18 protein-coding genes and 1 pseudogene are annotated in these 19,434 nt (G+C 72.2%); 2 read left to right on the plus strand and 17 right to left on the minus strand.

What is annotated here, in order from left to right:
* Window positions 1–40: 40 nt before the first annotated feature.
* The 5 genes and pseudogenes from ACYVGD_RS06180 to ACYVGD_RS06200 form a co-directional block, all read right to left on the minus strand.
* Window positions 41–421: a DUF3054 domain-containing protein gene (locus tag ACYVGD_RS06180; RefSeq protein ID WP_460742141.1), complete on the minus strand. Its 381-nt coding sequence runs from the start codon at window positions 419–421 to the stop codon at window positions 41–43.
* Window positions 422–624: 203 nt separating this feature from the next.
* On the minus strand, window positions 625–2,367 hold the full coding sequence (gene arc, locus ACYVGD_RS06185) for a proteasome ATPase (RefSeq protein ID WP_460742142.1): 1,743 nt from the start codon (window positions 2,365–2,367) through the stop codon (window positions 625–627).
* A 9-nt stretch (window positions 2,368–2,376) separates the two neighbouring features.
* Window positions 2,377–3,327: pseudogene (locus ACYVGD_RS06190) on the minus strand (tRNA (adenine-N1)-methyltransferase); the annotation flags it as partial.
* A gap of 2 nt (window positions 3,328–3,329) precedes the next feature.
* Window positions 3,330–4,772 (minus strand): ABC transporter substrate-binding protein, encoded by a 1,443-nt coding sequence (locus ACYVGD_RS06195; protein WP_460742143.1) that lies wholly within the window; start codon window positions 4,770–4,772, stop codon window positions 3,330–3,332.
* A complete protein-coding gene (locus ACYVGD_RS06200; RefSeq protein ID WP_460742144.1) occupies window positions 4,769–5,470 on the minus strand; it encodes an HAD family hydrolase in 702 nt (233 codons plus the stop codon). Before ACYVGD_RS06200 ends, ACYVGD_RS06195 begins: the two co-directional genes overlap by 4 nt.
* 80 nt (window positions 5,471–5,550) lie before the next feature.
* On the opposite strand from ACYVGD_RS06200, the gene ACYVGD_RS06205 reads away from it, so the two are divergent.
* Window positions 5,551–6,399 carry a PAC2 family protein gene (locus ACYVGD_RS06205; RefSeq protein ID WP_460742145.1) on the plus strand — a complete coding sequence of 283 codons (849 nt, stop codon included), beginning with the start codon at window positions 5,551–5,553 and terminating at the stop codon, window positions 6,397–6,399.
* A gap of 25 nt (window positions 6,400–6,424) precedes the next feature.
* Here ACYVGD_RS06205 and rpe read toward each other — a convergent pair whose 3' ends face one another.
* The 4 genes from rpe to ACYVGD_RS06225 form a co-directional block, all read right to left on the minus strand.
* Complete coding sequence (rpe, locus tag ACYVGD_RS06210; RefSeq protein ID WP_460742146.1) at window positions 6,425–7,084, minus strand: ribulose-phosphate 3-epimerase; 660 nt, start codon at window positions 7,082–7,084, stop codon at window positions 6,425–6,427.
* Window positions 7,085–7,149: 65 nt separating this feature from the next.
* Window positions 7,150–8,490 carry an RsmB/NOP family class I SAM-dependent RNA methyltransferase gene (locus ACYVGD_RS06215; RefSeq protein WP_460742147.1) on the minus strand — a complete coding sequence of 447 codons (1,341 nt, stop codon included), beginning with the start codon at window positions 8,488–8,490 and terminating at the stop codon, window positions 7,150–7,152.
* Window positions 8,487–9,419, minus strand: coding sequence for a methionyl-tRNA formyltransferase (fmt, locus tag ACYVGD_RS06220; protein ID WP_460742148.1), 933 nt, complete (start codon window positions 9,417–9,419; stop codon window positions 8,487–8,489). The genes ACYVGD_RS06215 and fmt overlap by 4 nt, the downstream gene beginning before the upstream one ends.
* Before the next feature lie 123 nt (window positions 9,420–9,542).
* Window positions 9,543–11,522, minus strand: coding sequence for a primosomal protein N' (locus tag ACYVGD_RS06225; RefSeq protein ID WP_460742149.1), 1,980 nt, complete (start codon window positions 11,520–11,522; stop codon window positions 9,543–9,545).
* A gap of 93 nt (window positions 11,523–11,615) precedes the next feature.
* On the opposite strand from ACYVGD_RS06225, the gene ACYVGD_RS06230 reads away from it, so the two are divergent.
* Window positions 11,616–12,875 carry a threonine/serine exporter family protein gene (locus tag ACYVGD_RS06230; protein WP_460742150.1) on the plus strand — a complete coding sequence of 420 codons (1,260 nt, stop codon included), beginning with the start codon at window positions 11,616–11,618 and terminating at the stop codon, window positions 12,873–12,875.
* A 20-nt stretch (window positions 12,876–12,895) separates the two neighbouring features.
* Here ACYVGD_RS06230 and ACYVGD_RS06235 read toward each other — a convergent pair whose 3' ends face one another.
* The 8 genes from ACYVGD_RS06235 to ACYVGD_RS06270 form a co-directional block, all read right to left on the minus strand.
* A complete protein-coding gene (locus ACYVGD_RS06235; protein ID WP_460742151.1) occupies window positions 12,896–13,507 on the minus strand; it encodes a hypothetical protein in 612 nt (203 codons plus the stop codon).
* Between the two features lie 2 nt (window positions 13,508–13,509).
* Window positions 13,510–14,703 (minus strand): methionine adenosyltransferase, encoded by a 1,194-nt coding sequence (gene metK, locus ACYVGD_RS06240; protein WP_460742152.1) that lies wholly within the window; start codon window positions 14,701–14,703, stop codon window positions 13,510–13,512.
* 63 nt (window positions 14,704–14,766) lie between these two features.
* Window positions 14,767–15,990 (minus strand): bifunctional phosphopantothenoylcysteine decarboxylase/phosphopantothenate--cysteine ligase CoaBC, encoded by a 1,224-nt coding sequence (gene coaBC / locus ACYVGD_RS06245; RefSeq protein WP_460742153.1) that lies wholly within the window; start codon window positions 15,988–15,990, stop codon window positions 14,767–14,769.
* 7 nt (window positions 15,991–15,997) lie between these two features.
* Complete coding sequence (gene rpoZ, locus ACYVGD_RS06250) at window positions 15,998–16,339, minus strand: DNA-directed RNA polymerase subunit omega (RefSeq protein ID WP_460742154.1); 342 nt, start codon at window positions 16,337–16,339, stop codon at window positions 15,998–16,000.
* Window positions 16,340–16,392: 53 nt separating this feature from the next.
* Window positions 16,393–16,941, minus strand: coding sequence for a guanylate kinase (gene gmk / locus ACYVGD_RS06255; RefSeq protein WP_460742155.1), 549 nt, complete (start codon window positions 16,939–16,941; stop codon window positions 16,393–16,395).
* Window positions 16,941–17,264: an integration host factor, actinobacterial type gene (mihF, locus tag ACYVGD_RS06260; protein WP_460742156.1), complete on the minus strand. Its 324-nt coding sequence runs from the start codon at window positions 17,262–17,264 to the stop codon at window positions 16,941–16,943. The genes gmk and mihF overlap by 1 nt, the downstream gene beginning before the upstream one ends.
* A 214-nt stretch (window positions 17,265–17,478) precedes the next feature.
* Complete coding sequence (pyrF, locus tag ACYVGD_RS06265; RefSeq protein ID WP_460742157.1) at window positions 17,479–18,288, minus strand: orotidine-5'-phosphate decarboxylase; 810 nt, start codon at window positions 18,286–18,288, stop codon at window positions 17,479–17,481.
* A gap of 14 nt (window positions 18,289–18,302) precedes the next feature.
* Entirely contained in the window at window positions 18,303–19,409 is a 1,107-nt protein-coding gene (locus tag ACYVGD_RS06270) for a quinone-dependent dihydroorotate dehydrogenase (protein ID WP_460742158.1), read from the minus strand.
* Between the last annotated feature and the right edge of the window lie 25 nt (window positions 19,410–19,434).

Genomic DNA, 19,434 nt, shown 5'->3' on the forward strand with positions numbered 1-19,434 from the left:
CCGACACCTCGCCCACGCCGCCACCCCCGCCAGGGCGCCGTCAGTCCACCGGGAGCCCGTTGGCCCGGCGCCGCCTCAGCGAGTGGACCAGGAACGCGTACAGGCGCCAGCCCCCCAGCACGAACGCCAGGACCATGCCCGCCACGACGGTGTCGGCCAACCGCGGGTGGGGTGGTGAGAAGAACCGCGGGATGAAGCCGCCGACCATCGTGCAGGCCCAGACACCCAACGCCGAGACCTCCGTCAGCGGGTCGCGCCACGCTCGCGTGACGAGCCACCCGACGAGCACGCCCACGAGGAACGGCCACACGTCGTCCCAGACGCCCGTGGGGGTCAGGGATCGCTGGTGGGAGATGCGGGAGATCCCGATGAACGCGACGACCAGTGCCAGATCGAGCAGCACCGCGATCACCTTCTTCACCCACGTGACACTACCCAAGCGTCAAGCCCGCGGCCGGATCGCCGCGCGGGTCAAAGAGCCCGGAGCTCTGCAGCATGAACACCTTGCGCAGACCCACTGCACGTCCCAGCCGAACCCGAACGGCCCGGGTGAGCACGGAGGCTGGCAGCTCGTCGGTACGCACCGCCGCGCGCCTCTGCAGCGCTCGCCCGTCCATGGACGCCTCAGAGGTACTGGCCGAGGGCCGAGGCGGTCTCGACCCGCTCGGTGGCCTTCTTCGACGTGTAGATCGTACGGATGTTCACGATCCGCTCGCCCTTGCGGCCAGACACCTTCGCCCAGTCGTCCGGGTTGGTGGTGTTGGGCAGGTCCTCGTTCTCCGCGAACTCGTCGTCGCACGCCCGCAGCAGCAGGTCGATGCCCATGCCGCCGGAGCCGCCGGCGATCCGGTCCTTGATCGCGGCCTTCTTGGCGCGGTCGACGATGTTGCGGATCATCGCGCCGGAGGCGAAGTCCTTGAAGTACAGGACCTCGCGGTCGCCTCCCGCGTACGTCACCTCGAGGAACTCGTTCTCGCGGACCGCCGCGTACATGTGGTCGACCACCGCGTCGACGATCGCGCGGCGGCAGCGCTCGGCCGAGCCGTCGAACTCCGCCAGGTCGGCGTCCAGGAGCGGGAGTGACGGCGTCAGGTATTTCGCGAAGATCTCCCGCGCCGCCTCGGCGTCGGGCCGCTCGATGCGGATCTTCACATCGAGGCGTCCGGGCCTCAGGATCGCCGGGTCGATCATGTCCTCGCGGTTGGAGGCGCCGATCACGATGACGTTCGCCAGCCCCTCCACGCCGTCGAGCTCGGACAACAATTGCGGCACGATCGTCGTTTCGACGTCGGACGAGACGCCCGAGCCGCGGGTGCGGAACAGCGAATCCATCTCGTCGAAGAACACGATCACCGGCATGCCCTGCGAAGCCTTAGCACGGGCGCGCTGGAAGATCTGGCGGATGTGGCGCTCCGTCTCGCCGACGTACTTGTTCAGCAGCTCGGGGCCCTTGACGTTCAGGAAGTACGCCCGCCCCTCCTCCTCGGTGGTCTCGGCGACCTTGCGGGCCAGCGAGTTCGCGACGGCCTTGGCGATCATCGTCTTTCCGCAGCCTGGCGGGCCGTAGAGCAGCACGCCCTTCGGCGGCGCGAGCTCGTAGTCGCGGTAGAGGTCCCCGTGCAGGAACGGCAGCTCGACGGCGTCCTGGATAAGCCCGATCTGGCTGGTCAGGCCGCCGATGTCGCCGTAGTCGATGTCGGGAACCTCCTCGAGGACGAGCTCTTCGACGTCGAGCTTCGGCACGACCTCGTACGCGAAGCCCGTCTTGCGCTCGACGAGCAGCTGGTCGCCCGGGCGTACGGTCTCGGGGTCGAGGAGGTCGGCGAGGCGGACGACGAGCTCGTCGTCGGAACGGGCGACCACCAGCGCGCGGCGGCGGTCGGCCAGCAGGTCCTTCACGACCATGACCTCGCCCTGCTCGGGCCGGTCGAGGACGTGGACGACGATCATCGAGTCGTTGACGAGCACCTGCGACCCGGCGGTGATGTGGCCGACGGCGATGTCGCTGTGGACGACGGTGCGTACGCGGCGGCTCGCGGCCTGGACGTCAGCCTGGAGTGTCTCTCCCGGACGCGACGGCGCGATGACCTTCTCCACAATGCCGAAGGTCAGCGGAGGGTCGCCCAGCGCGTCGAGCTGGGCCTTCATGTCAACCAGCCGGGTGCGGGCCTCCGCCAGCGTGCGGGAAAGCCGCTCGTTCTGGGCGGCGACCGAGCGCGCGTCCTGACGGGCCTCGGACAGGCGCTTCTCGAGGCGGGCGATGTCGCCCGGGTGGCGTGCGACGCGCCCGCGCAGGTCGGAGACCTCCTCGCGCAGCGCCGCCACGCGGGCCTGGAGCTCGCGGGGGTCGACGGCGTCGTTCGTCATTCTCCGAGACTACTCGACGGGCAGCCGGCCGGCGTTGGGGTCGATCGCCCAGGCCGGTCGCGGGCCGGTGTAGTCGGCGCCGTACGCCCCCGGCGCCGGGCGACGCTTGCGCATCGGCGTGGTCACGCCCGGGGCGAGGCGGCGGGCGATGATGAGGAAGCCCGTGTGGGAGGTTGAGCCGTGGGCCGGGCGGATCGCGAGCCCCTCGGCGTGCCAGCCGCGGATCGTCGTCTCGAGGCCCTCCGGCTCGGTGAAGCCCTCGTGGACGCGGATCTGGTCCATGGTGCGGCCGAGCTGGGTGGTGGTGGCGACGTAGCAGAGCAGCACGCCGCCGGGCACCAGGCGCTCGGCGACGGCGTCGACGCACTCCCAGGGCGCGAGCATGTCGAGCACTACACGGTCGACCTCGCCGACGACGTCGTCGTCACCGGTGCGCGTCAGGACGTCGACGAGGTCGCCGACGACGATCTCGTGGGCCGGGTGGGGCGCGCCTACCCAGCTCTCGACGTTCTTGCCGGCGATCTCGGCGAAGTCCTCGCGTCGCTCGACCGAGACCAGGCGGCCGGTCGGGCCGACGGCGCGCAGCAGCGACAGCGACAGGGCGCCCGAGCCCACGCCGGCCTCGAGCACGCGTGCGCCCGGGAAGACGTCGGCAAGGCCGACGATCTGCATGGCCTCCTTCGGGTAGATGATCGCCGCACCGCGCGGCATCGTCACCGTGTAGTCGCTCAGCAGCGGGCGCAGCACCAGGAAGCTCATGCCGCCCACAGACGTCACGACCGAGCCGTCGGGTCCGCCGATCATGTCGTCGTGGGCCACACCGCCCTTGGTGGTGTGGAAGGACTTGCCGGCCACGAGCTTGACCGAGTGGCGCTTGCCCTTGGGGTCGGTCAATGTCACCCACTCGCCTTCGCGCAGGGCTCCGGTGCGTACGCCGGAGAGGTCGGCGGAGTGCTCGTCGTTCACCATGTGAGGTTCCAACTTCCGATCTGGTGGTCAGGGCCCGCGGCGGGCACGTCCTCGCCCCGGGCGGCGAGGGGCTTGCGGGCGGTGAAGGTCTGGTCGTCCTGGGTGAGTGCCACCACAACGGCGTCGTGGGCGGCCCCCTCGAGCAGGGCGGTGGTGGCCGTGTCCCGCTCGGCGGCGGTACGTGCCCGCCGGTACTGCTCGACGAGGCCGCGTACGGCCTCCTCCCGGCCCGGCAGCGGGAAGTCGGTCCACGGCTGCAGCAGGCCGAGCTGGCCGGTGGTGGCCACGTGGTCGTACGTCAGCCACAGGTCGGCACCACGGTCGTCGGGATGCACATCGACGTGGACGCCGGGCGCACGCTCGAGGGCCTGGCGTACGCGGTCGGCGAGCAGGGCGGCCCGCGCGTCCCGGGCCGGGTGACCGAGGGTGAGCGTGACCCCCTCGGCGGGCGGGGTGGCCGGCGCGTCGGCACCGGTTGGGAGCTCGCGCGGCTGGGGGGTCAATGGGGCGGGCCTGTTCGACGGCTGCGTGCGCAGGCCCGCTGTCGCGTCGCGCACCCAGGCCCGCAGGGCGGCGTCGCCGCGCCGGGTCGAGTCCGGGTTCCACGAGAGCCGGCTGCGCCGGGCGCCGGCATAGGTGATCGAGTGCCACCGCGACGTCGTGCCGGGCTCGGGCGTCGGGGTGCTCACCTGCCACAGGACGTCGGCGGTGTCGGTCGCGACGTAGCGCTGGACGAGTTCGGGGCTCACGGCCGACTGGAACATGACGCTCCCGGCGCGGTCGTCCGGCAGCGGCCCCACATACTTGTCCCATCTCTCCAGCTGTACCTGGTCCACCGCGTACGCCGCGATCGACCACGGCCCCGAGCCCACGGGCGGGCTGGGATCGGTGCGCGGGCCGTCGGCCGGGAAGTCCTTGGCCCGGACGATCGACCCGGCCGGCGAGGCGAGCGCGTGGGCGAGGTTCGCATCGGGTTCGCCCAGGTGAAGGCGCACGACGCGCTGACCCGAGGTCTCGACACGCTCGATGGTCCGCAGCTGCCAGGCGGGCGTGCCGGGGCGCGCCAGCGCCCGGGCCCGGTCGAGCGAGAACTTCACGTCGGCCGCCACGACCGGGGTGCCGTCGGAGAACGCGACGCGTCGCTCCAGCGTGCAGGTGTAGACGCGCGCCGCGGTGTACAGGCACTCGGCCGCGTCGGGCTTGGCCGTGTCGGTGCCGGGCTCGAACGTGAGCAGCCGCTGGAACACGTGGTACGCCAGGGTCGCCGAACCCTCGTCGGCCGCCAGGACGGGGTCGATGGTCGGGAACTGCAGCGAGGTGACGATCGTCAGTGGTCGGCCCGGCGGGCGGGGATCGGGCGCATCGGCGCACCCGGCCACCAGCAGCAGTGCGCACGCCCCCGCGAGCGCGCGCACGCCCCCGCGGCCCGGTGTCACCCGGCCGCTCCGGCGGCCAGGCCCGCGACGTCGGCGGCGGTGATCCCGACCAGCGTGTCCAGCAGCACGCGCCGCGGGGCCGGCTCGAGCGGGACGTGGTTGCGGATGGCCAACACCACCGCGCCGGACGCGTTGCCGGAGGTGGTGCCGGGCACCGAGTCCTCGAGGACCACACAGTCGCGCGGGTCCACTCCGAGGGTGCGGCAGGCGCGCAGGTAGGGCTCGGGGTGGGGCTTGCCGTGGTCGACCTCGTCACCGGCGACCACCAGGTCGAAGGCGCCCGGAAGTCGCTGGGTGACCGCCTCGAGGGTCGACCGATAGGAGGCCGAGACCAGCGCGCACGGCACACCGGCGGCACGGAAGGATTCCAGGAGGTCCAAGGCGCCGGGCCGCCAGGGGATGTCACCGCTGCGGAGCACGTCGTCGACCGTGCGGACCAGGTTCTCGACGACCCACTCGGCCGAGATGTCGTCGCGCCCCAGGTGGTCGACCACGATCTGGCCCGAGTCGATCAGCGAGTTGCCGACCATCTGGTGGGCGAGGTCGTCGTTCCACTGGCCGCCCAGGGACTCGACCAACGCATACTCCGCGCGCATCCACACCGGCTCCGTGTCGGCGAGAGTGCCGTCGAAGTCCCACAGGGCCGCGGCGGGCACCGGCGTACGCGTGGTGTCGGGGGACGTCTCGGGAGCAGTCATAGCGCCCACATCTTTTCAAACGTTCGCGCGGCGACCCAACTGGACGCGCCCGCGAACCCCGCCGGACTACAGTGGCCCGCATGGTCGACCCCTACTCCCCTGCCGCGGACCTCCGCGGCCTCACGGACCCCGTCGTCGTGATGGCCTTCGACGGATGGAATGACGCGGGATCGGCGGCGACCGACGCGGTCAACCACCTCATCGACAACGCACAGGCCGAGCTCGCGTTCGAGCTCGACCCCGAGGACTACTACGACTTCCAGGTCAACCGGCCCATGTCCGTCGCCACCGACGACGGCGGTCGCGCCATCGAGTGGAACACCGCACGCGTCTTCGTCGGCGACATCGGCGGCCGCGACCTCGTGCTGGTGACCGGCCCCGAGCCGAGCATGCGCTGGCGATCGTTCAGCCGCGCCCTGCTGTCGGCGATCCGTTCGACGGGGCCGTCGCTGGTCGTGGTCCTGGGCGCCCTCCTCGCCGACACGCCCCACTCGCGGCCCATCCCCGTCTCGGCGTCCGCGCCAACGCGTGGGATCGCCGATCGCCGGGAGGTCGAGGTCGGCACCTACGCGGGCCCCACGGGCATCGTGGGCGTCATCGCGGCCGACTGCGCCGCCGCCGGCTTCGACGTCGTGAGCCTGTGGGCGGCGGTCCCCCACTACGTCGCGTCCCCGCCCAACCCGAAGGCCACGCTCGCCCTCATCCAGCGCCTCGAGGACACTGCGGGCCTCGACGTGGACCTCACCGAGCTCCCCGAGCTCGCCCGGGCCTGGGAGCGCGGCGTGGCGGAGCTCGTCGAGACCGACGACGAGCTGGCCGACTACGTCGAGGGATTGGAGGCCGAGCAGGACGAGACGAGCCTGCCCGAGGCCTCCGGCGATGCGATCGCCAAGGAGTTCGAGCGCTATCTGCGCCGCCGCGACCGCTAGGCGTGCCCGGCGGCGGCCGGAGCCGTCAGTGGCGGCAGCGTGCGACGGCCATGTCACGCAGCGTGTTGACCATCGCGTCGGGGTCTTCGGCGTTGAACACGGCCGACCCCGCGACGAACGTGTCGGCGCCGGCGTCGACGCAGCGCTCGATCGTCTCGACCGACACGCCGCCGTCGACCTGGAGCCAGATGTCCTTGTCGAGCGTGCCGAGCAGCTCACGCGTGCGCCGGATCTTCGGCAGGCACAGGTCGAGGAACTTCTGACCGCCGAAGCCGGGCTCCACCGTCATGATGAGTACCATGTCGAGCTCGCCAAGCATGTCGGCGTACGGCTCGATCGGCGTCGCCGGCTTCAGGCCCATCGACGCACGGGCACCCTTCGCGCGCAGCTCGCGGGCCAAGCGGATCGGCGCCTTCGCGGCCTCGACGTGGAAGGTCACCGACTCGGCACCAGCCTCCGCGTACGCCGGAGCCCAGCGGTCGGGGTCCTCGATCATCAGGTGCATGTCGAGCATCTTGTCCGTGGCCTTCCGGATCGACTCGACGACTGGCAGACCGATGGTCAGGTTCGGGACGAAGTGGTTGTCCATGATGTCGATGTGCAGCGCGTCCGACGACGGGATGCGCCCGATCTCGGTGGCGAGGTTGGCGAAATCGGAGTTCAGGACGCTCGGCGTGATCTTCACGGGCGGATCTTAGCCCGCGAAGAACCCCGTCGTCGCCCGCGCGCACGCGGCGGGTCGGCCGGTCGTCAGTGGGCGACGCGCAGCAGTGCGCAGAACATCGCGTCCGTGCCGTCGCGGTGGGGCCACAGCTGGGTGTCGTCGGCCACCCGGGTCGCCTCGGGACGCTCGGCCAGGACGTGGTCGACCACGGCAGCCGTCTCGTCGCGGTGGGGTGAGCACGTCACGTACGCCACCACGCCCCCGTCGACGGCCGACCCGATCGCCGAGGCCAGCAGGCGACGCTGCAGCGGGACGAGATCGGCGACATCGGCGGGCGTACGCCGCCAGCGCGACTCGGGCCGCCGACGCAGCGAGCCCAGTCCCGAGCACGGGACGTCGGCCATGACGCGGGCGAAGCTGCGGGGCTCCCACTGGGGTTCGGTGCCGTCGCTGCACACGACGGTCGGGGCCAGGTCGCCGGTGTAGGCGCGCAGGGCGCGGCGTACCAGGTCGGCGCGGTGGGGCTGGACCTCGTTGGCCACCAGAGTGGTCCCGCGCTCGATCGCCAGGCCCGCGAGCAGCGCGGCCTTGCCGCCGGGGCCGGCGCACAGGTCGAGCCACGGCCCCTCGGGAGCCTCGAGCTCGTCGGCGGCGAGGGCGAGCGCCACGCGCTGGGAGCCGGGGTCCTGCACGCCGGCACGCCCCTCGCGCACGGCGGCGATGTCGCCGGGTGCGCCGTGGAGGTACGCGCCCATGGGCACCGCCGGGTCGGCCTCCGCACCCGCCGCGACCAGCTCGTCGATCGTCGCCAGCCCCGGCCTCACGACCAGCGCCGTTGTCGGGGGCACGTTGTTGGCCTCCAGCGCGGTCTCCAGCTCGTCGGCGGGCAGCACCTCTGCGTACGCGTCGACGATCCACCGGGGATGGTGGGTGCGCAGGGCGAGCGCATCGCGCTCGTCGAGGCCCTCGGACAGCTGGGCGATCCACGTGTCAATTTCCTGTGCGGCGACCTTGCGGGTGATGGCGTTGACGACGCCGGTGACGCGCTCGCCGATGGCCGCACCGGCGAGATCTACCGAGGCGGTCACGGCGGCATGGGTGGGCACGCGCATCGACAGCGCCTGGTGTGCGCCGAGCCGCAGCACGTCCACGACGCTCGGCTGCAGCGAGCCGAGCGCGCGCCCGGAGGCGGCCTCGATGATGCGGTCGTAGGTGCCCTGCAGGCGGCAGGTGCCGTTCAGCAGCTCGGTCGCGAACGCGGCGTCACGCGCGGAGATGTGGCGCTCCTGCAGCAGGTCGGGGCCCACCAGGTTGGCGTACGCGCCCTGCCCGTTGACCGCGCGCAACCCGTCGTACGCGGCCCGGCGCGCGGGATCGATGCGCCGCTTCGGGCGCCCGCCGCCGCGGGTTCGTCGGCGATCGCTCATCGTTGTGCCCCGAGCGTCTCGCCGGCTTCGATGTGGACGCCGCGCGCCCAGTCGGCGCCGCGCATCGGCTTCTTGCCGTGGGCCTGGACCTGGTCGAGGAGCAGGTCTCCCCCGCCCGTCCCGACCTCGAGGGTCTTCTTCGTGGCGCGCAGCTCGCCGGGTGCGAGGTCGCTCGTGCCCAGGCGACGTGTGGCCAGCACCTTGAACCGGTCGCCGCGGAACGTGGTCCACGCGCCGGGGGCCGGGCTGCAGCCGCGGACGAGCCGGTCGAGGGCCGTCGCGTCGTGGGTCAGGTCGAGCTCGGCCTCGGCGACGGTGATCTTCGGCGCGAGGGTGATGCCGTCGGTGGGCTGCGGCGTGGCGGTCGCAGTCCCGGCGGCGAGCGCGTCCATCACCTCGACGAGCAGGCCGGCACCCGACTCGGCGAGGCGGCCCAGCAGGTCGCCGGAGGTGTCGCCGGCCTCGACGGGCGTACGCAAGGTGGCGTACACGTCGCCGGCGTCGAGCTCCTTGACCAGCCGGAAAACGCAGGCACCGGTCTCGGCGTCGCCGGCCATGATCGCCCTTTGGACGGGTGCCGCGCCACGCCAGCGGGGCAGCAGCGAGAAGTGGAGGTTGGCCCAGCCCAGACGCGGGATGTCCAGCACGTGCTGCGGCACCAGCGCGCCGTACGCGACCACCGGGCAGCAGTCGGGGGCGATCTCGGTGAGGCGTGCCACGAACTCCGGGTCACGCGGGTTCTCGGGCCTGAGCACCTCGAGGCCGAGCTCGTCGGCGCGCTGCGCGACCGGCGACGCGACCAACTTCTTGCCACGTCCGGCGGGCGCATCCGGGCGCGTGACGACGGCGACGACCTCGTGATCGGACTCCACGAGGGCGTTCAGGCTGGGCAGGGCGACATCCGGCGTTCCGGCGAAGACGAGGCGCACCCCGGCATGCTACTCGGCGTCACGTGCTCCCCGTCTCGGCCGCGGGCTGCCTCGCTCGGAGAGCAGAACCCGCATCAAGCGCCCTTCCCCTGCGTCGAGCGAGCGCCAGCAAGACGAGGAGCATCACCAGCCGAGCACAACCGGGTCGACGCGTACACGCAGCGCCCCCTCCGACTTGCGCGCCGAGCGCACGCCCACCGCGCCGCGCACGCCCTTGATGAGGGCCTTCGTCTCCGCGCGCGGGGCACGCAGGGTGACGCGGCCGAGCGGGACGTCCCCGGGCCGGGGCACGTCGACCGGGCCGAGCACCTCGCAGTGTTCAGGAAGCTCGGCCAGCGCCAGGAACTCGTCGAGCGCCGCGTGGTCTCCCTCGACGGTGACCATGCGTGCGGCCGGGGGCAGGTGGGTCTCGCGCCGCTCGGTCAGCTCGCGGAACGCGAAGCCCGCGGGGTCGAGGCGCACGAGGGCCTGCAGCGGCACCGCCTGGGTCGATCCCACGGCGACCACGGTGCCGCCCTCCGACGCCGGGCGGACAAGCGCGGCGGCGTTGGACCAGCGCCGGAACGCCTCCTCGGCGGCGCGCAGGTCCAGGCGCGTGAGCAGCTGTTCGGTGTCGAGCAGGACGGCTGCGGCGTATCCGCCCTCGGCGCGGGGCTCTCCCCCGGCCGTGGCGATGACGAGCGCCGGTTCTGGGCCCACGACGTCGACGATGCGGTTGCCCTGGGATGCGACGACCTTCGTGCCGGGGAAGGCGCGACCGAGCTCCTCCGCGGTGCGCTCGGCGCCGACGACGGGGGCGCGCCAGCGGGAGCCGCCGCACTCGTCGCAGCGCCAGCTCACGACCGGGCGCGCGCACCACCCGCACGTCACTCGGTCGGTGCCGGCCCGCACCGGGCCGCCGCAGTGGGGACAGCGGACGGGTTCGCGGCACGTCTGGCACGTCAGCACGACCAGATATCCGGCGCGCGGCACCTGGACGAGCACGGGCCCCTGGGCGAGGCCGCCGCGCATCACCGGGAACAGCTCGCGCGGGATTCGGACCGAGCGGGCGAGCGGGTCGCGCTCGAGCGACCAGTCGGAGTCGGCCGCGATGCGCACCGCGGGCGCCACGAGCCGCGCATCGGGCGGCCCGAGGCCGAGCGGGCGGAGCCAGCCGTGGTCGATGAGGTTCTGGACCTCGCACGAGCGGGCGTGCGCCGCGGTGATCATCGCCGCCCCGGCCTGCTGCGCCCGCAGGCCAAGGACCTCGCGGGCGTGCGGGTAGGGCGCGTGAGGGTCGGCGTACAGGTCGTCACCGTCGTCGACGATCGCCACCAGCCCCAGGTCGCGCACCGGCGCGTACGCGGCCGCACGCGTGCCGATGACCAGGCGCACGTCGCCGCGCAGCGCGGCGAGGAAGGCACGGTAGCGCGCGGCTGGGCCGAGGTCGGCGGACAGCACCGCGTACGCCCCCACCCCCACGACCTCGTCGCAGGCCGACTGGAGGCGGGCCAGGTCGCGGGCGTCGGGCACGAGCAGCAGGGCCCCGCGCCCCGAGTGGATCGTGGCCAGGGCGGCAACAGCCAGACCCGTCGCCCAGTCACCGGCCCTGCCGGCCGTCGGCACGACCTGCCACGCGGCGCGCGGTGAACCGCCCTCCGCCAGCGCGGAGACGAGCGCGGAGCCGGTCGGGTAGTCGTCCCACGGCGAGGTCTGCGGCAGGGCCGCCGCCGGAGCGGGATGATCGGGGTGTTCATCCTTCTCCGTCGCGGCATGGCGCGGCGGGACGGCCAGGCGCACCACGTCGGCGAAGACGCCTGCGTAGTGGTCGGCCACGGCGCGGACGAGAGCGACGACCTCGGGCGTCAACACCTGTTCGGGGGAGACGACCTTCTCGAGGCGCGACAGGGAGTGCTCGGGGTCGGTGACCTCGGCGCGCTCGACCACGAAGCCGTCGACGGTGCGCCCGGCGAAGCGTACGCGCACCCGCGTGCCGGGCTGGGCGGCCACGTCGAGGTCGTCGGGCACCTCGTAGTCGAACAACCGGTCGAGGTGTGGGAGCGCGACCTCCACGGCCACGCGCGCCACGCGCACGGGCTCCAGGGGGATCAGGGCCTCGACCATGGGACGATCCTAGGGAACGCCTCCGACAGGTTCCGCCCGCGCCGCCGGCACGACCGGCGGCCGGCTCCGCAATGCGCGCTAGGGTTCGGGGACGTGACCACCGATCGCGCCGAGGACGTCCACGTCCGCCGCCGGCGGCTGCTGGCATACCTCGGCGCGTCCATGCTCGCCGGTGGCCAGCCCGCCCACGAGGTCTCTGACGACCTCCGCGAGGTCGCGCGGTTCCTCGGCTACCCCGACCTGCAGGTCTCCCCGCTGCCGACGAACATCACCCTCAGCCTCAGCAGCGGTGAGGCGGCGACGCACGAGAACGTCCGCAGCTCGATGTCGCTCGACAAGCTCACCGAGGTCCACCGGATCCGGCGCCGTCTGATCAGCGGCGAGCTCAGCGAGGACGACGCCATCACCGAGCTCTCGCTGCTGCGGACGCGGCCGCGGCGCTACGGCGACTGGAGCGATCTGGTCGGCTTCGTCACCGTCCCCGCCGGCATCGCCGCCATCATGCAGCCCGGGTGGGTGAACATCCTCGCGGCCGCGTTGTGCGGGCTGGTCGTGATGGTGATGACGCGCCTGGCCTCACGACGGCCGCTGCTGAAGACGCTGCTCCCGTCCACGGCCGCCTTCATCGTGGGCCTCATCATCTTCGCCGCCGCCCAGCACGGCCTGCTGCTCGGGCCGTTGCGCACGCTCCTGCCCCCGCTCGCGATCCTGCTGCCCGGCGCACTCTTGGTCACCGGCATGGCCGAGCTCGCCGCCGGTGCCATGGTCGCGGGCGCGTCCCGGCTGGTGTTCGGCGCGGTCCAGCTCTTGCTGTTCACCCTCGGTGTGGTCACCGCCGGGCTCGTCCTCGACGTCCCACCCGAGCAGTACGCGAACTTCCGCGTGACCTCCCCCGGCTGGTGGCTCGCCCCGCTTGGCCTGCTTTCCATCAGCATCGGGATCATGCTGATGGAGTCGGTCAGCCCACGACTGTGGCCGTGGGTCGTGGCGGTGCTCGCCGCCACGTTCGCCGTGCAGGTCGCAGGTCAGGTGTACGCCGACTCCCCCGCCCTCGGCGCGTTCGTCGGCGCCGCGGTGGCCTCCTGCGGTGCCGCGCTCGCCCAACACATGCGCCCCGAGCTGCCCCGCATGGTCGTGTTCCTGCCGTCGTTCTGGCTGCTCGTCCCCGGCACCCTCGGACTCATGTCGGTCAGCCAGCTCGGCGTCGACCCGGGCATGGCCATCTCGACCACGATCGGCGTCGCAGCGGTGATCTGCGCGATCGCGCTGGGCCTGCTCGTGGGCTCGGCGGTAGCACGGGGTGTCGTCCGGGCGGGCAAGCGTGCCCGTCGCGTACGCCGCCCGCGTGCCTAGCAGCGGTCGCGTCTCGGGGCTCAGCCGAGCCGCAGACGTCCACGGAACTCGTCGGCCTTGTCGGACCACACCCACCAGTGGCCCCCCAGGTCGCCCTCGCGGGCGGTGACGACCTCGCGCCCGTCGGGACAGAAGTCGCCCATCGTCAGCTCGACCAGCACCAGCGGGTCGATCCAGTCGCGGTCGAGGGTGATGTCGTGGTGGACCTCGCGTCCGTCGAGGACGAAGTCGAGCGTGCCGGTGCCGACACAGTGGTCGAGTTGGGACGTGACCTCGCCCAGCGCGGCGGTGCGACCCGTCGCGTGCGCGAGCCGGCGCACCAGCGACGGGTAGGAGTCGTCGTCGGCGACCATCTCGTGGTCGACCCACAGCTGGTGGCTCCACACGTCGTCACCGAGCGCGCCACCGCGCAGCACGGTGCGCTCGGGCTCGGCCCGCAGTGCGTCGAGCTCTGCGACGAAGTGGCGTGCGTGCGGGATCTGGCGGGGCTCCAGCCCCATGTCGACGAGCCACCCGACCGTCGCGGCGACGAGACGCTCATCGTCGGCGGCCACCGCCGCGGGCTCGTCGGCTGCGGGTTCGGCAGGACCGTCGGGCGACGGCCAGCCGATCATGTCCCGCAGCCACCCCATCGTCAGCCCTTGACGGCTGCCGCAAGGGCGTCGGCGCGGTCGGTGCGTTCCCAGGTGAAGTCGGGCAGCTCGCGGCCGAAGTGCCCGTACGCCGACGTCTGGGCGTAGATCGGGCGCAGCAGGTCGAGGTCGGCGATGATCGCGGCCGGTCGCAGGTCGAAGACCTCGCGGATCGCGGCCTCGATCTGGTCGACGGGCACCTTCTCGGTGCCGAACGTCTCGACGTAGAAGCCCACCGGGTGGGCGCGCCCGATCGCATACGCGACCTGGACCTCGCAGCGACGCGCGAGGCCCGCGGCGACGACGTTCTTGGCAACCCAGCGCATCGCGTACGAGGCCGAGCGGTCGACCTTGGACGGGTCCTTGCCGGAGAAGGCGCCACCACCGTGGCGGGCCATGCCGCCGTAGGTGTCGACGATGATCTTGCGACCCGTCAGGCCGGCGTCACCCATGGGGCCCCCGATGACGAACTTGCCGGTCGGGTTCACGAAGCAGCGGTAGTCGTGGTGGGCCAGGTCGTAGGCCTCGAGCACGGGCTCGATGACGTTGCGGCGGATGTCGGGGTCGAGCGTGGCCTGCAGGTCGACGTCGTCGCGGTGCTGGCACGACACGACGACCGTGTCGAGGCCGACCGGGCGGTCGTCGTCGTAGGCGATCGTGACCTGGGTCTTCCCGTCTGGACGCAGGTAGTCCATCGTGCCGTCCTTGCGGACGGCGGTCAGGCGCTCGGACAGGCGGTGGGCCAGGTCGATCGGCAGCGGCATCAGCGAGGGCGTCTCGTCGCACGCGTAGCCGAACATCAGGCCCTGGTCGCCGGCACCCTGCAGGTCGTACGCGTCGAACGACGACTCCAGGCGCTTCTCCCACGCGGTGTCGACGCCCTGCGCGATGTCGGGCGACTGCTGGCCGATCGAGATCGACACGCCGCACGAGTTGCCGTCGAAGCCCTTCTTCGACGAGTCGTAGCCGATCTCGACGACCTTCTCGCGCACGAGGTGGGGGATCTCGGCGTACGCCTTGGTGGTGACCTCTCCGGCAACGACGACGAGACCGGTCGTGACGAGCGTCTCGACGGCCACGCGGGAGCGCGGGTCCTGGCGCAGCATCTCGTCCAGGACGGAGTCGCTGATCGCGTCGGCGATCTTGTCGGGATGGCCCTCGGTGACCGACTCGGACGTGAACAGGTGGTGCGGCACTGGTTCTCCTCTGCGCGGCTGCGCGTGCAGCCCTCGTGGGGCGTTGTTGTGGGGTGTCCGACTCTAGCGAGCGGGTGTGACGCACACGGCGGCGTCCATGATGCGATGGGCCAGCGCGTTCTTGGTTCCGGCGTGGCGGCCCACGATCTCGTCGGCGTTGATGATCACGATCCGGTTGTCGTCGGCGCCGAAGACCTGACCCCCGGAGACGTCGTTGAGGACCAGCAGGTCGCAGCCCTTGCGCGACAGCTTGGCGCGGCCGAGATCGAGCAGGTCGGCGTCGTCGGCCGCGGTCTCGGCGGCGAACCCGACGATCACCTGGGTGCGCGCACGCTCGTGGGAGAGCTTCTTGAGCACGTCGGTGGTCTGCACGAGGTCGAGCTCGAGCTCGTCGTCGGGATTCTGCTTCTTGATCTTCGTCTCCGAAGCCGTACGCGGCGTGAAGTCGGCGGCGGCCACGGCCATCACGATCACGTCGGCCTCGGGGGCGAGCCGGGTCATCTCGCGCTCCAGGTCGCCGGTCGAGGTGACGCGTACGACGTCGCAGCCCGACGGGAACGGGTGTTCGACGTGGGCGGCGACGATCGTCACCCGGGCCCCGCGCAGACGCGCGGCCCGAGCGATCGACAGGCCCATCAGGCCCGACGAGTCGTTGCCGAGGAATCGGACGGGATCGAGGTGTTCGCGGGTGCCACCCGCGGAGACCACCACGTGCTGGCCGGCGAGGGTCTGGGCGCTGGCCGCGGCCGCGGTGGCCGGGTCGCCGAGGACCCCTAGCGCGACCGCGTGGATGTCGGCCGCGTCGGGGAGCCGTCCGGGCCCGGTGTCGGCACCGGTGAGGCGCCCGCTGGCGGGATCCATGACGACCACCCCGCGCTCGCGCAGCGTCGCCACGTTGGCCCGCGTCGCCGGGTGGTGCCACATCTCGGTGTGCATGGCCGGGGCCATCACGACCGGGCCGTGCGCCGTCAGCAGCACGTTGGTCAGCAGGTCGTCGGCACGCCCCGTCGCGGCGCGCGCTAGGAGGTCGGCGGTCGCCGGGGCGACGACCACCAAGTCAGCCTCCTGACCCAGCCGGACGTGTCGCACCTCGTGGGTGTCGTCGAAGACCGCGGTGGCGACGGGGTTGCCCGACAGGGCCTCCCACGTCGTGCGGCCCACGAAGTTCAGTGCGGCCTCCGTCGGGACGACGGTGACCTCGTGGCCGCCCTCGGTCAGACGACGCAGCAGCTCGCACGCCTTGTAGGCGGCGATGCCGCCGGCCACGCCGAGGACGATGCGGCTCATCGTCGGGTCAGGCGGTCGGGATCTCGGGGTCGCCCAGGTCGTCAGAGCCGAACTGCGGGTCGACCACGTCGGCGTGGACCTGCGGCTCGGCGTCGGGATCGACCTCGTGGCACTCCAGGACGCCCGCGTTGACCTCGCGCAGGGCGATGGACAGCGGCTTTTCCTGGATTCCGGTGTCGACCAGCGGGCCCACGTTCTCGAGCAGGCCCTCGCCGAGCTGGGAGTAGTACGCGTTGATCTGGCGCGCGCGCTTGGCGGCGAACAGGACCAGTCGGTACTTGGAGTCGACGTGCGTCAGCAGCTCGTCGATCGGCGGGTTGGTGATGCCCTCGGGAATGTTGGTGCTCAAGTCAAGCCTTCGCTCAGGGAACGGAAAAAGTACAGGGTGATTCGACGAATACCCTACAAGCCCATCAAGCCTACCAGTTCGTCGACCGCATCGCCGATCTCGTCGTTCACGACGGTGTGGTCGAACTCCGACTGGGCCGCCAGCTCCTCGTGGGCCGTCTGGAGGCGGCGTTGCACCTGCTCGGGCGTCTCGGTGCCGCGCAGTTCGAGGCGGCGTACGAGCTCCGCCCACGAAGGCGGGGCGATGAACACCGAGGTGGCCTCGGGCATGGTCTGGCGCACCTGGCGTGCGCCTTGGATCTCGATCTCCAGCAGCACGTTCCTGCCAGCGGCGAGCGCCTCCTCGACCGGCTCGCGCGGGGTGCCATAGTAGGCCGCGCCATGGACGTACGCCCACTCGAGCAGGCCGTCGTTGTCCTTCAGCTCGGCGAACCGCGACTCGTCGACGAAGTGGTAGTGGACGCCGTCGACCTCCATCGGACGCCGGGCGCGCGTGGTCAGCGAGACCGAGTGGAAGACCTCCGGGTGGCGTGCCATCAGTCCGGCGACCACGGTTCCCTTGCCGACCCCCGCGGGGCCCGAGACGACGAACACACCGGCCATCACAGGCCCTTTTTGGCGAACTCGTCCATGAGCCCGCGGATCTGGTGGGGGCCGAGGCCGCGCAGACGTCGGTTCTGGGCGATGTCGAGTCGTTCCATGAGGTCGACGGCGCGCTTCTCCCCCACCCTGGGCATCGTCTTGAGCACGTCGACGACCTTGATGTGGGCGACCACGTCGTCGATCGCCGCGACCTCCATCACCTGGGCGAACGTGAGCTCGCCGGTGCGCAGCTGGGCCTTGACCTCGGCGCGACGGCGGCGCGCGCGGGTGGCCGCCTGGCGGGCGGCCTGGAGCTGTTCGTCGCTCAGCGGCGGGATCGTCACGCTAGGGCTCCTCATCGGTTGCGATTCGACGCCAACCTACCCATACCCCTGCCGCTGGGCCAACCGGTCGGGCTCGCCGCCGGGGACCGGCGACGAGAAAGGGGGTCGACGGACGGTGACCGGCCGTGGGTCCGCGCCGCAGGCCACGGTCGCACCCGCGACACCGGGCGCCGCGAGTGCCGCGTTCGTCGGGGCCGCCGGGGTGGCAGAAATCTCAGGCGCCCAGCACCTCGGCGAACCGCGCGCGGAGCGCGTCGGCGTCGGGGCCGGCGCGCATGATGTCGCGGCTGGTGGTCGGCAGGATGCGGGCGTACGCGTCACCGAACAGGGCCTGCAACGATTCCAGCGTTCCGCCCTGCGCGCCGATCCCGGGCACGAGGATCGAGCCGTTGAACCCGGACAGGTCGACGTCGAGCTCGCTGTGCGTGCCTCCGACGACCAGGCCGAACGGGCCCACCTCGGCGTCACCGTTGGCCGCGCGGCACGAGTCGACCACGACCTGGCCGACGGTGCGCCCACCGGCATCGGCCGACTGGACCTCGCCACCCTCGGGGTTGGAGGTGCGGCACAGCACGTACAGACCCTTGCCGTGGGCGTTCGCCGCATCGACCGCGGGCTGCAGCGAGCCGAAGCCCAGGAACGGGTTGACCGTGAGCGCGTCGACCTCGAGCGGTGAGGCGGGCGTCAGGTACGCGGACGCGTACGCCGCCATGGTCGAGCCGATGTCACCACGCTTGGCGTCGAGCAGGATCATCGCCCCCGCCTCGCGGCAGTCGGCGACGACACGCTCCAGCACGGCGATGCCGGCCGAGCCGAAGGCCTCGAACATGGCCGACTGGGGCTTGAAGACCGCCACGCGGTCGCCGAGCGCCTCGACCATGCCGCGGGCGCAGCGCTCCAGGCCGGGCGGGTCCAGCGCGAGACCCCAGGCCTCCAGCATCGACGGGTGCGGGTCGATGCCGACGCACAGGTTGCCGCGTGCGGCGACGGCGGCCTGCAGCCGCGCTCCGTAGGACTCGGTCATGGTTCCTCCTGGTCTCAGGCGTCGAGCTCGGCGCGCAGCGGCAGCGCGTTGATGTCACGCACGAGCGCCGGCCCGCGGTAGATGTAGCCGGAGTAGACCTGCACCAGCCGGGCCCCGGCGTCGAACATGCGCTCGGCGTCGGTCGCGGTCATGATGCCGCCCACCCCGATCACGGGCAGGTCGGTGCTTCGGCACACGTGGGTGACGACCTCCAGCGCTCGCCGGGTCAGGGGTGCGCCGGACAGGCCCCCGGCCTCGTCGGCGAGCACCTGGTCGGCACCCACGAGGCCGTCGCGCGACAGGGTGGTGTTGGTCGCAATGAGGCCGCGTACTCCGGACTCTGCGCATACGGAGAGCACGTCGTCGATGGCGTCGAACGTGAGGTCTGGCGCGATCTTGACGAACAGCGGCACCGGCGACGTACGCGTGGCCTTGGCCTGCTCGTCGGCGGCGGCCACCAGCGCGCGCACGATCTCGCCGAGCGCGTCGGCGTCCTGCAGCTTGCGCAGGCCCGGAGTGTTCGGTGACGACACGTTGACCGCCACGTAGTCGGCGTACGGGGAGAGCCGGTCGAACGAGTAGCGGTAGTCGTCGACGGCGTCCTCCAGCGGGGTCACCTTCGACTTGCCGAGCGAGATGCCCAGCGGGATGCCGGCCACGCCGTTGCCACGCCGGACGCCGTTGCGCTCGAGAGACTCCGCCATCGCGTCGGCGCCGGGGTTGTTGAAGCCCATCCGGTTGAGGATGCCCTCGGACGAGCGGGCGCGGAACAGCCGCGGCTTCGGATTGCCGGGTTGTCCCTTCGCGGTGACGGTGCCGAGCTCGACGTGGGAGAAGCCGAGGCTCCCCCACGCCCGGGGGCCGACCGCGAACTTGTCGAGGCCGGCCGCCAGGCCGACACGTCCGGGGAACGTGATCCCCGCGAGCGAGACGACCGCGCGCGGACCCGCGTGCAGGGCCGCGACGGGCGCCCGCAGCGCGGGCACGTCGTTGAGGACCTTGACGGCCCCGAGGGTCCGCTCGTGGGCCACCTCGGCGTCCCCGCCGCCGAGGGAGAACAGCACCCGTTGCAGCACTCCTTCGTAGCCGGCTGCCAACAGCACGTCACGTGGGTCGTTCATCGGTCCTCCTCCGGGCCCTGGGGCC

The organism is Mariniluteicoccus endophyticus, assembly GCF_054780035.1.